The sequence below is a fragment of the Clostridium fermenticellae genome, from assembly GCF_003600355.1.
GTDB lineage: Bacteria > Bacillota > Clostridia > Clostridiales > Clostridiaceae > Clostridium_AV > Clostridium_AV fermenticellae.
This window is the reverse complement of the sequence record NZ_CP032416.1, coordinates 554407-571672: the sequence shown is the minus strand read 5'-3', so window position 1 is coordinate 571672 and position 17266 is coordinate 554407. Positions and strand designations below refer to the sequence as shown.

Here is a 17266-nt window from a genome sequence, read left to right as displayed (position 1 = left end):
AATCATTTTTTGAAATTGCATTTAATAAAGCTGAGTTATGAGTGGTTATTATAGAATAGGATTTAAAAATAACACATTTTTCAAATCTCCAATAACTATATTTATATATCTTAAATTTCCTTCATACTTTTTATAACCTAGCAGCATTTTATTTGATATCTGAGCTAATATTACTGAAAACTTTATACAAAAAACATCTGGATTTTTTCCTGACTTACCATTATTATATTTAACTTTTATATTTCCACTATCTTTAGGTGCTTTTGGAGGATAAAAACTAATTTCTTTTTTCATGATACATTTTATAACTTTCCCTACTATCTAATAGAAGATTGTGAAAATAGCACTTCTATATTTGAAGTATTTTCCATGTTAATTGTATCTATAAATGAGTTTAATCCTTTTACAGCTAAAGTATCGTTCTTTAATCTAGGACTTAGTCTTATAGACTTTATAATAACATCTTCAAAACCTAATTCAATATAAGGAACGATTATATCATTTTTTATTCTGTACTTTACAATATCTAATTCATCACAATTAATAATGTTATAAACAATTCGAAATTCCCTTTCATATGAAAAAGATTTATCTTTAAATAACATCATACAATTTATAAATTCACTAGCTATTCTACATTCCAAAGCTCTTACTAAATTGCATGCAGATGTATCTTCTTTATACCTTCTTATAAATTCTATTGATAAATCTATTCCATCCAAAAGTTCTTTTACTCTATCCTTCTGTATTTTATCATCATATATAACAAATTTTGAAACTCCACAAAATTGTCCTGTATCATTTTTTCTAGTCATATAAATTTTTTGATTTTTAGCATTAGTTATAAATATATTTTCATCCCAAAATTCATCCGAAACTTGCTCGCATTGCATCCCAATATTATATCCTTTTCCATTTGCATACATTTCCCATAATGGCAACGAATCTTTGTCTGTAGAAAAACTAAGAATAAAAGTATTCTTTAGTTTGTCATGCGCTATTGCTCTTAACCAACCAACAAAATCAAAATTTATATTGCTAAATTTATTTTCTTCTAAAACATTTTTTAAAATATCATAAAAATACACAAGCTCCCTCTCATCATTTAAGAAATCACTTTTAGTAAGCCAAAAACATTTGTTATTAATTATGTTATACACTCCATTAACATCTGTATAATGATATATACTATCTGGAAATTGAGAGACACTAATACAAGTACCTTCTATTTCTATAATTTTATCTTTTAAAGTTTGCTTATCATCCATCATTTATAATCATACCTTCCAATTATATCTTTGCCAAAAGATTCATTTTAACTTCTTTTTCCTTGGAGTTAATTACCTTAATTTCCTGGAACTTAGCATAATTGACCTTAACTCCATCATCTAAATCAATAGAAATCCTTTCATTAGCTAAATGTGCCACTACTTGATCATACTCCCTACACTCTTCCATCTGCTTTACTATTCTATTTATTTTCTTTTTAGCAGCAGTTTTATCTTTTGCTGTATATTCCCCTGAATCCACTATTAACTGTTGCCTTTCTATCTCTGCTTCATACTTTCTTTGGAGGGTGTGAAGATAATCCGTTCTGACTTTTGCAATAGTTTGCTCATTGTATCTATGCATATAAATTAAAGCCTTAAAGCCATCATTTTTACCTGAATCAAACATCCAGTAAATAGGTCTCTTTTGATAAACTTTTAAATGATCCTTATAAAAATCCTTGATAAAGTATCTTCTAATAGTCTGTCTAGCGGTTTCAGATGGTTTTCTCCCTATTGAATCAGCAATAAAATCTAAATTTTCTTCTAAAGTTTCAGCACCATATACTGTTTTAATAAAATCAATAAATTTTGAAACTATATCGTCTTCAAAGTATTCATCTTCTGTTATTGGAATGACATTATCCTTATCAGGCGCAAATGTAACGTCTGCCCATTTATCAAAAACAATATTTCCGTCATCATCCTTAATAACTTTTCTAACTTGCCATTTATCACTTGCAGCTTGTAATTTGTCACTTATCATTCTCCACTTATTATTCCATTCTCCCCCAGCATATATAAGTCCTTCTACATCAATAGAATATCTACCAAACATACACCCTACAGCATATGAAATCAATGATTTTATATCACGCTCTCTATCTGCTTTTCTTATTGTAACATCAGTATCATCTTCTTCAGGAACTAATTCATCTTGCAGCCCATAAATATCAATAAAAATTCTATTTAATTCCTCTTCATTGCTCTTCAATTGATTAAACTGCTTATTCGTAAACGACTTCCAAATATCAAATGCATCTGATAAGTGAGTAATTTTTAATGGATAGTTATTAATATTTTTTTGATTTCCACTACTGTCTACTGTCAACTTTCCACTATCAACTAGCAAAAGTGGATGCATTTTAAAGTCCCATGAAGTTTCAAAGAAATCCCAGTCTTCTTTTGCTAATTTTATACACTCATTAACATATTTTCCTTTATAATGTTCTAAGTTATATATTGGTAATTTTTTTATAGTTCCAACTTCATAATTTACTGTAGGACTAATTCCTTTCACTAAATTAGTTATTACTTTACTATTAAGTAACGCAAGCAATTTTATGTTTGTTTTTTGTTCTGCATATATTGAACATCCTGAAACATCAAATAAATATCCCTTTGGTAAATATCTAACTGAAAAGTTTCCTATCGTAACTTTTGACCACGTTATATTAGGCTTAAAAATAAATGGCAATCCTGCTACACCCATATTAGATGTTAATGTTGAATTTTTATATTCTCTAAAACATTTAATCTCTTCACCATCATTTTCCCAATTAACTATATATTCATTATTTCCATACCACTTTCTAAATGCTCCACCTTTATTATATGGAAACCATTTTAATTTACTATTATTGGCCTCTTCTCTTGTTGCATAGTTTAGTCCAATTTTACTATTATCTACTTCATACCATAATCTTAAAAATCTATCATTATCTGATGTAGCCATACCTTGACGTGGTTGTGCTATCTCCTCAAGTTTTATGCCCTTATCAAAAGTTTCTATTGTTTGTTTACTAACCCAATAAACAATAGGTGTTCCTTCTATTTTTAAATATAAATTTTGATCTACTTCATAATTATTTAATCCTTCAAAAAACATTTCGTGAATTTTCCATGTTTTTGATACTTCTCCTTGCTTTTTAAAAAGTTTTCTATATTCCCCTAAATAACCATTTACTCTAGATTTTCTCATAGTAAAAGTTACTGTTCCAAAATCCGAGCCAAATATTCCTCTTCCTAAATGAATTAAATTTACTATATCAATTTCACTTACTAAACATTTTCTCATTTCATCATAAGATGACAAAAACATCCAAGAAGGAATATTTATCATTGTAGTAAAGCCTAAAGTTTTATTATATTCAATGCATTTATCCATAAATACAATACTTATATCATTCTTTGTGTTTGAATATTTTTTTCTTAAGTAATTTGCTAATTTATGCCCCATGTTTCTTATTCCCATATATGGTGGATTAGTAATACAAACTTCATACTTCTTACTCATTATCTCTGCTTGTTTGATTATCGCAGGAAGTTTATCTAAAATGATTTCTCTATATTTAAATTCAAAACTATTTATTTGATGATTATCTTGGTTTTCAAAAGTTTCAATTTCCTTCAACCTTTGTTTCAATGCTTCAAAATTTACTTCTTTAACCTCAAGTATAGAACCATATTCCTTAGCATCTTTAAAAGTTTCAATTAAATATTCCACATCTTCTCTTAACTTGTCACCTGTCACTTGCCTCTTGTCACCTGTCACTTGCCTCTTTTCACTATCTACGTTTACAAAATAATCAATCGCCTCTTTACTTATCCCATTGCTTTCCTGTATTGAACAAAGATTTAATTTCAAATGTTCTCTTTCTATTTCCCTAAATAATCTTCTATTATAATGTCTTGCCTTCATTATTAGTGCAAAAGATGCAAGCTGTGCTGCCCTATCATCTATATCCAATCCATAAAGGTTATTTTGCAATATCCTCCTTGGTATTTCTCTTTCAGGATATCCTGTACTTTGATAAATTTTATAAAGTACATCAAAGGCATAAACTAAAATATGTCCTGATCCCATACATGGATCTAGCACTTTTATATCTTCAGGTATTAATTTGCTGTGCTCTTCTCTTATTTTATTTAATTCTTCTTCGACTTCCGGTTCCTGCTCAGCTTCTTCTAAGTAGTATTTCCATTCTTTTTGAAGTTCCTCATTTGGATGTCCTTCAAGCCATAGTCTGCCTAATGAATTTTCTACCATGTATTTAACTATCCATTTTGGAGTAAACAATTGAGTTGCTGCAGGTATATTTTCTTTTGTTATTTTTACATTCTTCTTTAAAGCTGCAAATACTTCATCCTTTTTTTCAGATATGTAATATTGGTACATCCATCCTATTATTTCAACTTCTTCCTTCCAGTCTCCTTCAGGTATATCTTCTACCATCTTCCTTATTACAGATCCTTCTCCCAAAAGATTATCCGGTAGCAGTAACTCTGTATAATCACTTATCTTTTCAAACATTTGAGGTATTATTTTTCCTAGCTCATTGCATTGCTTTACTAATATATGCCTGTAAGCTTCTTCCCTGTCTTTTGTATTGCCACTGTCTAAAAGTCCATATATATATTCTCCATTTAAATTTAACTCTTCTATAATCTCCGGTATTTTAGTTAAAACATCTGGCTCTGGCTTTTCTTTATCTTTTGAAGAAAGCATCCTTATACCACCGGGAAGATAATCATTTACTTCCATGTATCTAAGTGCTATAAATCTATTAAACCAGGTATAAGCCACTTCTTCCATTACCTGCTCAAAGCCTTTTTTCTTATCCTCATAAGAATTAATTCTATTAATTAAAGCTTTTCGATCATTGTAAGATAATTTAAAAACGCCATCAACACTTTCAAGTTTAAATCCTCCTTGAACCGATTCAGCTTTTAGTTCATTATACTTTCCACGATTATCTATGAATATTCCTATATACCTTGCTCTATTTTCAACTGCATCTATTAAATTTCTTCTAGCCCATACGGCAAAAGTTTTTATTTTATTCTTATCCATAATTCGTTTTATTCCCTTCTACACCTATTTCATCAATAAACTATACAACACCAACTTGTCACTTATAACTTGTCACTACCCACTTCTAAACTAAACTGATTATTGTATCTTTCTTTAATTCCTCTTTTAATTTCTTTCTAAGTACTTCTACAACTTCATCAATATCCTTATCATTTTTTATAGTCTTTTGACCTTTTACCAATTCTCTCATACTTAAAGTCTTGGTTTTTATAACAACTTCCGGTGTATCGTCTACCTTACTGGTTTCTCCACCGTTATCTTCTGCTACCTTATTTGCATTTTGTATTTCTTTAGCTTTTACTCTCTTTTGTCTCTCACTTTCTTCTATTATTTCCTTGATCCACTTTATCTTAATTTTCTCTGTAAGGTCTGACATTGATGAAAGTACAGCAAAACTATTTGCACTTTCTACCCTGTTATAGAGATTCTCAAAAGCTTCAATTACCTTATCATTAAATCTATCTTTAAAATCATAATTATCTAAGGTTTCAAAAACTTCTTTTCTACACTTTTCTATAAATCCCTTTACAGGAATACTCTCTTCCTCCAATAGTGCCAATACCTTACTATTGTATTTATCTATTAAAAGAGGTATTTTAGGTATTTCACCATATGGTTTATCCATTCTAAGTATTGTCTTTATTTCTTCTATAATATCTTTTATATCATCGTTTACTATATATTCTTTGTTATCTTCATAGTTATCCAGAGTATTTAGCGCATTGTCAAATATAATCCTCTGCTCACCTTTAGATGAAAAATCTATTGTTCCATTCTCTTTTTTATAAAAAAATCCTTTTATTTGATCAATATCGTCTGCATAGTCTAAGAAATCATCTTCTAAGTTATAAACTTCTTTAAAAAATTCATTTGTATCTGCAATATCTATAACTTTACTAAATAAAATTTTACCATCTTTTAAAGTTTTTTCTCCTGGATAAGAGTTCTTAAAACTGAAATTTACGAGCATCCCATTTATTCTTGAAAGTTCTTTTCTACATTCATCTTTAAATATACTCATTATTCCATCTTCATCTGTCGGTAAGGAAGAAAATCCAAACAAATCTTTGTTTAAATCTTTTACCACGTTTATATACTTGATATTTACCTTTTTTCTAGTTTTTAATATAACTCTTTCTAGGTAATCTCTTTTAGTAACATAATTAACTATTTCTCTATTATTAGGAGTTAACACCTCACCATTTAATATAACTTTTATATCCTGTTTTTTAAATAAAGTTATTATTATAGCCTGTATATCGATATCCTTCCAACCATATGGTGAATTAGAAAACTTAGTTAATACACTTTTTACTGTTACTTGGAGGTTTCTTGCAGAACTATTCTGTATATGATTGTTAACTTCATCTATTGCCAACCTATTAGGATTACTATCTACAATCTCCATTTGATTTAATCTTGAATCCATAATATCATAGAGGTCTTTAACACTTTCTTTAAATTTCTTTATATAACCAATCTTATTATATTGAGAGTCTATTAAAGCTCTTAAACCTTCGTTTATTCTATCTATACCATCTTTTTCTTTTATATCCAGTATATTACCATTAACATATATTTCTGCAGTTTTCAAAGCTTCCCCTATTAAAAATTTTGCTCTCTTGGCTCTTTCTTCTCTTTCCCTACTTTTCTTTACTTTAATATCCTCTATAGCTGCACTGGACTTTGTTCCACTTTTAACTCTGAGATATGCATCTATCTGCAATACATTTTCTATTTCATCTAAATATTTAACGTCCTTTGAGATGTTTATGATTACATTATTTTCTCTAATAGATAAATTTTTTAATTCACCTTCACTAGAGCCACCTACTAAATCAAAATTTGCAGTTATAATTTTAACTCCTACTTCATTAGTTTGAGGGCCTCTAGTTCTATCATCTACTATTTTATTAAATGCAAATTGATATTTTTTTGAATATGAGAATTTAGAATCACCATATATATCATCAAAAATTATTTCAGAAGCTTTCTGAATAGTTTCTCCACTATCTACTGGCATATTTTTAATTTCTTTATTTACATCTTGCTCGTCATTAGTTAAGAATACATATTCATCTCCATTTTTTTGAACTAAAGTTTCCCTTATCAACCTATTTAAAGATTCTTGAACATTTTTCTTTATCTCAAGTTTATCAGCATCTATCTCACTTACTAATAATGTAGATAAATTTTCTATATTAGCTTTGATTTCTTTTACATACTTAATTAAAAATAATAGTTTTAAAACCTCTACATCATAAGAATTCAAATTACTATTTTTTTCTGCATGAATAATAACCGATCTAATAGAAGAATCCAAAAAAGTTTCTATAGTTCTATAAAAGGCTGAAAATGGTATAAGTATATTAGTATCTTTATCCATGTAATCTACAGCTACTTGCTGATATGCACCTAATAAACTTCTTTCTCCCTTAGACAAACTCTTGCCAGAAGCTCCATGTTCTCTAACACCATTAAAAGCTGATTGCAATAAATTAAATTGGTAAGGTACAAAAGGATAAACTTCCGCAAAATCTTCCGCATTTTTATACAACTTCATCTCAGCAGTACCTGAAAAAGTTAAAAGGTTCTTTATTATAGATTCTTTCTGCACATACAATGCTTTTAAATGGCTAATTGCTGCATCCTTTTTCTTAAGTATACGCTTTTTAATTACTTCATCTACATTTGCTGAGGATAATGAAAGTCTCGTGTTAAATCTACCTTGAATTTTAGAAAAGTCATTTCCTTTAACTTTAGTAAATTCATCTAAACCTTCTTGTGATGTAACTATTACCCAGCATTTGCCTCCACATTTGGTTCCTAAATCTTCTACAACAGTTTGGAGATTTAACATAAGCTGAGTATTATCTCCTATGTATTGGCCAATTTCATCTACTAAAAAGACTACATGATGATTCTTTCCTTTGGTATCACTATATTCTTTAACTTTAGAAGCAAATTTATCTATACTTAGAGAATAATTCTCTTCACACCTGTTATACCAATTTCTTGCTGCTTCTTTACTCATTTTAGTTGCCTTAGATAAAGCTTCTACAATCGAGTCTTCTTCATAAAAAAAGTCGTCTCTTGCCTCTATCCATGAAGTTCCTGATAACTCTTCAAAGGTTTTCTTAAATTCTTCATAAACACCATCTTTATTCATCTGTCTTTCTAAGTCTGCTATCCATGGCATGGAACCACAAAATCCCTGCATTTCATTAAATACCTTGTTGAATACGTTAACAATAGCATCTTTATTGGACTTTGAATCAGAATCTGACTTTGAATCTATATTAAAAAGAATAACATCCGTGGATACATCTGTCGCTTGTTTCATATTCGCCAGTGTGAAGTTATCCAAGCCCTTATCATCAAAATAATTAATAGCTTTTTTCCCTTCAACCTCTCTATTTTCTAAAAGGTAAGAAAGTATCTTTAAGAAGTGAGATTTACCACTACCAAAGAATCCTGAGATCCATACACCATTTTTATCTGTATTTCCTATTATGCTTAATTTATATGCATCAAAGAATGTATCAATATGCTTACTTAACTCTTCTGTTACAACATATTCATCTAATTCTTGTTTTACATTTTCCTCATCCGATTGGCCTACTTTTATAACACCTTTAATATCCCTATTTATTTTCTTATAAAACATATCTTTTAGTGCAAAATTCATATAATCTTCCCCCTACAAATTTTTTACTATCCACTATCTCTATATACTCTCCACTATTTATCCATCCACTAACGGAAATGCCCTGTAATAATTATCATCTTTTAGAACATTAAAAAGCATAAGGGAACCACCATCATATTTCCCCGGGAAAAACATAACCAATGGCTGTTTTTCTACAATTCTATGCAAATTATTTAAAATAGTATGTGACCTTATTATAGGCCATGCCTTACCTATTCCAGTTAAGAATACTATATCTGTGCCATCCAATCTTTCCGCAATATAGCTAATTACCAAATCATTATCCAGTGTTAATCTCAAAGCTTTTTTAGTAGCATTGAATACTTGCTTGCTGCCCTTTTTCTGTTCCATTGCAAAATTTTTTTTAAGATATCCTTTGGAATCTAAAATTTCTAAAACAATATCATAAAGATCAAATTCAACTATATTTAAACCATATGCACTCTTAGCCTTTTCTTTTATAAATTTTACTCTATCCCTAACTAAAAGTTCATATTCTGGCTGATAATCAAAGATGTAAAATCCAATCTCATTGCCTAAGCCTTTATTTAATCTAAATTCAGGTTCTGCTATCTTAGGTAATATTTCATCAAGTCTTACATATATATTTTTCATACTCTGCCCTCCTTTCACTATTCACCATCCACTGCTCACTGCTACTACTCATATCCAATTATTGCATTTATATATACTTTATCACCTATTTTATAAATATGCTCTTTTACTTCTCTTTCCAATATAGGAGTGCTTATCTCTCTATCACCTTTTTGATTTTTAATAAGTCCACTTTCAAAAAGAATTCTAATATAGACCTGTTTAAGCTTTTTAAAAGTAGATTCAGTCCATGAAGCTACCTTATCACTTTGTTCTCTCTTACTTTGAAAAAACATATTAAAATCTTTATCTCTTATGAATAAATCTTTTAATAATAAATTTTCTTTGTAAATTTCATTCATGAACTCGAAAAATAATCTATCAGTTTTTACAATGGAATACAAAACAAGTATTTTTGATGTTTCTATACTACCTTCTGATATCTTATGTATTATAAATTCATCTAAACCTTTAAGCCTTGTAGTAATAATTGATGCAATCTCCTTTTTTCTAGCTTCACTTTCAAGCTGAAAAATATTATCTTCTATTGATTTCTTTTTTATGTCATTTACTGCAAGCCCTTCTTTTATAAGCTTTGCAGCCTTTTTTGTTTCTTTATATAGGTAAGGTCTAGACTTAATAGTTGATTTATATTCCATAAATAAGCTTACCTCCATGGTCCAGTTTTATACGTATATTATATCACAATAAATTCTTTCCTTGAAAAAGACATAATCTGTACCACCATTTCTTAAAGTATTATAAAAAATTTGATCATTACAAGTAAAAATATAAAAGGCAACTAATGAAACTTATATATCATTAGTTGCTAATATTCTTTGTTAAATGATTAAATGTTACCTAAGTTCAACAGTATAATCATTTACTCCTCTTCAAAACTATACATTTATGTCTCCTTAATAAATTTTTCCTCTCTAGAGGATACTGCTGGCTTTTTTTCCTTTAATATATTTTAGCTAATAAAAGTTCCAAGTAATATCTTTTCATATCTGTGAAAATTGTTTCACACATAACCTTTATATACATTTTTAACTATAAAACTTTCATATAGTTTCAAATTTTTAATTTCTTCAATTACTTCTTACTTAACATATCTAAAAATTCTTCTTCAGAAATTATACTTACGCCTAACGTTTTAGCTTTATCTAGCTTTGAACCTGAAGTTTCTCCAGCAATGAGATAATTCAACTTCTTTGATACTCCAGACAAAACTTTACCACCATTTAATTCTACAAGTTTCTCTGCATCTTTCCTCTTCATAGTTGGTAAGGTTCCTGTAATACAAAATGTTAAACCTGTTAATTTGTCTGTAGCATCCTCATCTTTTTTAACATCCATATTAACACCTGAGGAACGTAATGAACTTATAATTGCTTTATTTGCAGGATTAGTAAAAAAATCTGCAATTGCTTTTGCTGTTACATCTCCGATATCCTGAATTGCAATCAGTTCTTCTTCCGTAGTATTAGATAATTCTATAATACTCGAATAGTGTTTCATAATTTCCTTAGATGATGCTTTCCCAACATTCTGAATTCCCAATGCTGTTAGTAATTTTACAGGATCATTTGATTTAGAATTTTCAATTGCCGCAAGAATTTTATCTGTATTTTTATCTTTACCCATTATACCTTTGTCTATTAATTCTTCACGATATTCCTTAAGGTGATATATATCTGCATAATTATGGAGATAGCCTTCATCAATTAAAGCTTTTACATAATTATCACCAAATCCTTTTATGTCCATACAATTACGACTTGTAAAGTACTGGATGGTTCTCTCAAGTTGTGCAGGACAGCTTGGATTAACACATTTAATATCAGCTGTATCTTCTTCTTTTACAACCGGCTGTCCACATGCCGGGCAATTATTAGGAATTTGAAAAACTTCTTTTGGCTTCACAGTTATCTCTTTCAATTTTGGGATAATTTCTCCACTTTTGAAAATAATAGCTTTTGCTCCAATGCCAACACCTTTCTCATTGATATAATCTTGATTATGAAGAGTAACTCTCTGAACACAAGTTCCGCACAAAGAAATTTCTTTTAGAATAGCTTTCGGAGAAATCTTACCTGTACGCCCTACTGTTAATTCAATATCAAGAATTTCGGTTTCCTTTTCTTCCGGTGGATATTTATAAGCAATATGCCCAGCAGAATACTTACTTCCAGCAGGAAAATCTGATCTGTATTCCAATTGTTCAATTTTGATGACTGCACCATCTATATCATATTCTAATATTCCACGATTTTCACCAATTCGATCAATTTCTCTAATAACCTCTTCTTCTATTTCGCATAATTTATGCGGTACCACAGTTACACCCTTAGAAGCTAAATAATCAAGTCCCTTTGTATGCTCTAACATCAATTTTTTATCTCCATCTTGAATATTAAATACAAACATTTTAAGACCTCTTTCTTTTGTAACTCTGGGATCTAATTGTCTTAAGGTTCCGGCAGCACAGTTCCTTGGATTTGCAAAAACTTTTTTCCCAAGTATCTCTTGGTTTTCATTTGTCTTTTCAAAATCTCTATGTGTCATATAAACTTCTCCACGAATTTCTAAATATTCATACGGAATATCTAATTTACTTTTTACATCTAAAATTTCATGACTATTTAAAGTAACATCTTCTCCAACAAAACCATCTCCTCGTGTCTCTGCAAGTTGTAATTTTCCATCTTTATATCGAAGACTCATCGAGAGTCCGTCAATCTTATGTTCTACAGAAAACTTTGCATCTGGATGAATTTTTTTAACATCACGTATCCATGCAATAACATCTTCCTTTGTAAACACATCCTGTATAGACAACATTGGTACATTATGTGTTACAATTACCCCTGCTTCACGTTTTGCTTTACCTCCAACCTTCTGAGTTGGAGAATCAGATGTTATCCATTCCGGGTGTTTCGATTCTATTTTTTTCAACTCTTGCATAAGTTGATCGTATTCATAATCTGAAATTTCTGGTGCATCCAGATTGTAATATTTATTATTATGATATCTTATAATTTTAATTAACTCTTTATATCTATCTTTCATACTTTACTCCTTCATTCGATTACAATATTTAATTATAGTAATCTACTTAGAATACACATTACAATTGCAGATAATATTCCTTACTCTAATTACATAAAATACATATACTAATAAACTACATATAACTATAGCCCACTTTGGAAATTTTATCGTATACCCAAGAACATCCCTGGTTTTCATATCATCTACTACAATAACCACACCATCTATATCATAATTCAAATCATCTCTTATGCTTTTCACATACTCAAACTGTTCCTCTATCTCTTCTATTGATGTGCAGACTTTTATGTAAGGATCTTGTGGAAAACCCATGTCCTTAATAAATTTCATCATCTCTATATATGTATTAAACTTAGGTCCCTCATTATAACCTACATCATAAAAATAGGCCGATAGTTTTCTCCTTGCCGTCTCTAAAACATTTAAATTCCTGATAGCACCGGCCGCACCATTTCTCAAATTTTTAAGTGGTACTTGAGCCGTCCTATTATATTCTTCAAATGCCTCTTTAGTCATTACAGCTTCACCATGAACTTCTAAAACATGCTTATTGCTAATCTTCAATGGAAGAGTTCTTATAGTTTTTGCTTGAGCCGTTATATCCTCTCCAATTACTCCAGTTCCTCTTGTAGCTGACTTTACAAGAATACCATTCTCATCATATGTACAATTTATAGTAAGTCCATCAAATTTCTTAGTTAATACATACCTAAGCGGCGGAAGCTTATCCTCATGAACTGAATTATACTGTTCTACCGCCTTTTTATTTCTGTCATGCCATTCTCTAATACCTTCTACATTCTGTGATTTATCAAGGCTCCAAAGACTTGCTTTATGTGTATATTTTTTAAATTCCGGGAGCACAACATCTCCTACTCTCTGAGTCGGAGAATACGGCAAAATAAACTTCGTCTCATCCTCAAGCCTTTTCAGTTCATCATACTTTAAATCATATTCTTTATCAGAAATTTCAGGATTATCAAGTACATAATACTGATATGCATACTTGTTCAAATCTTCTACAAGTTCATATATTCGATTTTCCTTATTCTTATCCATATTAAGATTTGCCCCCCTATACTGCTTCCAATGGAACTACACCATACATCAAATTCTTAATGCCCATCTTATCAAATGCTATGGTGAGTTTAACATTTCCTCCACTATTTGAAATACTTACAATAGTTCCAACTCCGAACTTTGCATGTTTAACTTTCATACCCATCTTTATTTCATTTGCCCTTAATCCTATATCATTTTTAGATGATGTTTTAACTTCTATCTTCACATTTCTCGGTTCAATACCATTTTGTATGAAGTGAGGTTTTTCGTCTATAGCTTTATTACCTGATGACTCTTTTCTCTTAAATCCATTGGAACTCCATCTTGGCTTCATCTGAACTTCTTCAAGATCTTTTAAACTATCAGATATTTCATATATAAAGTCCGATTCAGGATTAAATACTGTATTTTTAAAAGTTCTTCTTCTCTCTGCCGATGTCATATATAGCAATTCCTTAGCTCTAGTTATACCAACATAACATAATCTTCTTGATTCCTCCATTTGATTTTCATCATCCAAAGACATACTGCTTGGAAATATTCCATTCTCCATTCCAACCATAAATACTACCGGAAACTCCAGACCCTTTGCACTGTGTATTGTCATCATAACTACAGAATCAGAATCCTCATCAAAATTATCTATATCAGATACTAATGCAACATTTTCAAGGAAAGCAGACAATGATTTATCTTCTGAGCTGCTTTCAAACTCTTTTGCAGAAATCATAAGCTGATTCAAGTTTTCTATTCTGCTTAGCATTTCAGGGTCTTTTGTTTCGCTTATTTTATCAATATAATTTGTAGCTTCAAGTATCTCTTCCATCAAATTTGAAACAGGAAGTTTATCCTTGCTCTTTATAAAGCTATTTATGATACTTACAAATTTTTTTATTGAAGATATACTTCTTGAAGAAAGATTCAGCACTTCATCTACATCAAGCAAAACACTATACATACATTCATCCATAGAATTTGCAAAATCCTGGACTTTTTTTACAGTAGTTTTACCTATATTACGCTTAGGAACATTTATAATTCTTCTAAGACTTACATCATCTAGTGGATTGTTTATAAACTTTAAGTATGCCATTATATCTTTTATTTCTTTTCTATCATAAAATTTAAGTCCGCCTATTATTCTATATGGAATTCCTTCCTTTATAAATACCTCTTCAAAAATACGTGATTGAGCATTCGTCCTATAAAGTATTGCAAAATCCTTATACTTTCTTTTGCTCTCAACCATTTTTTTTATTTTAGAACTTACATATACTGCCTCATCTATATCTGACTGTGCCCTGTATATCTTTATTTTTTCCCCGCTTCCATTTTCAGTTCTAAGCTTCTTTATTTTTCTATTAACATTATTCTTTATAACATCATTTGCTGCATTTAATATATTTGCCTTTGACCTATAATTTTCCTCAAGTTTTACAATTTTTGTATTAGGGTAGTCCTTCTCAAAATCAAGTATATTTCTTATATCAGCACCTCTCCACTGGTAAATACACTGATCATCATCGCCAACTGCACATATATTGTTATGCTCGGCGGCCAATAATCTAAGAAATTCATATTGACATCTATTAGTATCCTGATACTCGTCTACCATTATGTATTGAAATTTTCTTTGATAGAACTCAAGCACGTCCGGATTTTTCTTGAAAAGTTCAACTGTCTTATATATCAAATCATCAAAGTCAAGTGCATTATTATTTTTTAATTTTTTTTGGTATAGCAAATACACATCTGCAATTTTGCTTATTCTAAAATTGTTTTCGTTTTTCTTCTTATACTCTTCAGGAGATATCAAGTTGTCTTTTTGATCTGATATTCTATTTATTATTTCCTTATCAGTTATATTTTTATCATTTATATCCACTTCCTGCATACACTGTTTTATTAAAGCCTTCTGATCATATGAATCATATATTGCAAAATTTTTATTGTATCCAAGTCTATCTATTTCTCTTCTTAAGATTCGCACACAAGACGAATGAAATGTTGAAATCCACATATTATCTACTTTATTTCCAACTAATTTTCTGACTCTCTCCTTCATTTCATTAGCTGCTTTATTTGTAAAAGTTATAGCTAGAATTTTAGATGGATATATATGCAAATTTTCTATCATATGAGCTATTCTATAAGTTAATACTCTTGTCTTCCCCGAGCCAGCTCCAGCCAGAATAAGCAGTGGACCCTCCACAGTCATTGCCGCTTCATACTGTTCATTATTTAAAAATTCTTTTAAATCCATATTTTTCAACTCCCTGGTCTCTTTAGTTAACTTTACTTTTAATATTATATCATTTTAACAACTTATTTAATCATCAAAGCATAAAAAATGTGCTGATACATTTAAAAATCAAAATATTATAATATCAGCACATCTTCATCTATTTTTGTTTTATTTGGTTAAGTCTTTTAAGAACTATTTTGTATCCGTCACTTCCATAATTCAAACATCTATTTACTCTACTTATAGTTGCCGTACTTGCTCCAGTTTCAGATGCTATATCAATATATGTCTTTTTATCATTAAGCATCCTTGCAACTTGAAGTCTCTGTTCAAGTGATTTTATCTCATTTATAGTACATATGTCATCGAAAAATCTATAACACTCCTCCCTTGTTTTAAGACAAAGCAGAGCATCACACAAAAAATCCATCTGTGAACTTTGAAGTTTAGATTCATACTTTCCCACAAGCTCAACTCCTTATCAATTCAATGTATAACTTAACTATAATTCTATCACGATTTAACGCATTAATCTATAAAACTTTAATTTCAAAATCAAAAAAGCAGTTCATTGGGGCATGAACTGCTTGCTAATAAATAAAAAGGGGGCTATTATCCTTTTATTTATCCTTGCAAGACTATTATATTAAAGACGATTACAAATTTCAAGTAAATTTACAAAAATGTTCGTACAATCCGTATAAATATATAAAAATTTAACTATATTTAAGACTTTTTGTCTCATTATGGGTTAATTCCCTGTATTGTCCTTCATCAAGATCCGAATCTAAAATAAGTCCTCCGAATTCTATTCTCTTTAAATAAACAACACTCTTTCCAAGACTCTCAAACATCCTTTTTACTTGATGAAATTTACCCTCATGTATTGTAACCTTAACTTTAGAACATTCCTCATCTGCATTTAAAATCTCAAGGATTCCGGGAAGACATTTATACCCATCATCCAAGGTAATACCCTTTTCAAATGCTTCTACGTCTTCTTTTGTAACTTTTTTATTAATTTCGGCATAATAGACTTTATCAATATGTTTTTTAGGAGAAATTAGTTTATGGTTTAAACTTCCGTCATTGGTTATTAAAAGAAGTCCAACCGTATCCTTATCGAGTCTTCCAACCGGAAATGGGTTAAACGCTTGATGTTCAGGTTCCAATAAATCTATAACCGTTTGATCATGTTTATCAAACGTTGCAGACACAACTCCATCTGGCTTATTCATCATAATATAAATATATTTTCTATATATTACAGTTTCCCCAGCAATTTTTATACGATTAATATTCGGATCTATTTTTGTTGCACTATCCTTAATAACTAAATTATCCACTTCAACCATTCCCTGCTTTACAATAGCTTTAATTTCTTTTCTAGTTCCATATCCGAGGTTTGACAATATCTTATCCAATCTTTCCATTAAAAT

10 protein-coding genes and 1 pseudogene are annotated in these 17266 nt (G+C 29.7%); all 11 read right to left on the bottom strand.

Features of this window, described 5'->3' with window-relative positions:
• Nucleotides 1-48: 48 nt before the first annotated feature.
• Nucleotides 49-294 carry a hypothetical protein gene (locus D4Z93_RS02755; RefSeq protein WP_119970235.1) on the bottom strand — a complete coding sequence of 82 codons (246 nt, stop codon included), beginning with the start codon at nucleotides 292-294 and terminating at the stop codon, nucleotides 49-51.
• Between the two features lie 23 nt (nucleotides 295-317).
• Nucleotides 318-1271: a DUF2971 domain-containing protein gene (locus tag D4Z93_RS02750; protein WP_119970233.1), complete on the bottom strand. Its 954-nt coding sequence runs from the start codon at nucleotides 1269-1271 to the stop codon at nucleotides 318-320.
• 19 nt (nucleotides 1272-1290) lie between these two features.
• On the bottom strand, nucleotides 1291-5121 hold the full coding sequence (gene pglX, locus D4Z93_RS02745; protein ID WP_119970231.1) for a BREX-1 system adenine-specific DNA-methyltransferase PglX: 3831 nt from the start codon (nucleotides 5119-5121) through the stop codon (nucleotides 1291-1293).
• An 85-nt stretch (nucleotides 5122-5206) separates the two neighbouring features.
• Nucleotides 5207-8830: a BREX system P-loop protein BrxC gene (gene brxC, locus D4Z93_RS02740; RefSeq protein ID WP_119970230.1), complete on the bottom strand. Its 3624-nt coding sequence runs from the start codon at nucleotides 8828-8830 to the stop codon at nucleotides 5207-5209.
• Nucleotides 8831-8887: 57 nt separating this feature from the next.
• Nucleotides 8888-9466, bottom strand: a complete 579-nt coding sequence (locus D4Z93_RS02735) for a DUF1788 domain-containing protein (protein WP_119970228.1) — start codon at nucleotides 9464-9466, stop codon at nucleotides 8888-8890.
• Nucleotides 9467-9510: 44 nt separating this feature from the next.
• A complete protein-coding gene (locus D4Z93_RS02730) occupies nucleotides 9511-10104 on the bottom strand; it encodes a DUF1819 family protein (protein ID WP_119970226.1) in 594 nt (197 codons plus the stop codon).
• 436 nt (nucleotides 10105-10540) lie between these two features.
• The gene (ligA, locus tag D4Z93_RS02725) at nucleotides 10541-12517 is read right to left on the bottom strand and encodes an NAD-dependent DNA ligase LigA (RefSeq protein WP_119970224.1); all 1977 of its coding nucleotides are present in this window, start codon (nucleotides 12515-12517) and stop codon (nucleotides 10541-10543) included.
• A gap of 126 nt (nucleotides 12518-12643) precedes the next feature.
• Nucleotides 12644-13579, bottom strand: a pseudogene (locus D4Z93_RS02720) (NAD-dependent DNA ligase LigA); the annotation flags it as partial.
• Between the two features lie 16 nt (nucleotides 13580-13595).
• Nucleotides 13596-15845, bottom strand: a complete 2250-nt coding sequence (pcrA, locus tag D4Z93_RS02715) for a DNA helicase PcrA (RefSeq protein ID WP_119970221.1) — start codon at nucleotides 15843-15845, stop codon at nucleotides 13596-13598.
• 139 nt (nucleotides 15846-15984) lie between these two features.
• Nucleotides 15985-16293 carry a YerC/YecD family TrpR-related protein gene (locus D4Z93_RS02710; RefSeq protein WP_119970219.1) on the bottom strand — a complete coding sequence of 103 codons (309 nt, stop codon included), beginning with the start codon at nucleotides 16291-16293 and terminating at the stop codon, nucleotides 15985-15987.
• 250 nt (nucleotides 16294-16543) lie between these two features.
• On the bottom strand, nucleotides 16544-17260 hold the full coding sequence (locus D4Z93_RS02705) for a pseudouridine synthase (protein WP_119970217.1): 717 nt from the start codon (nucleotides 17258-17260) through the stop codon (nucleotides 16544-16546).
• Nucleotides 17261-17266: the final 6 nt, after the last annotated feature.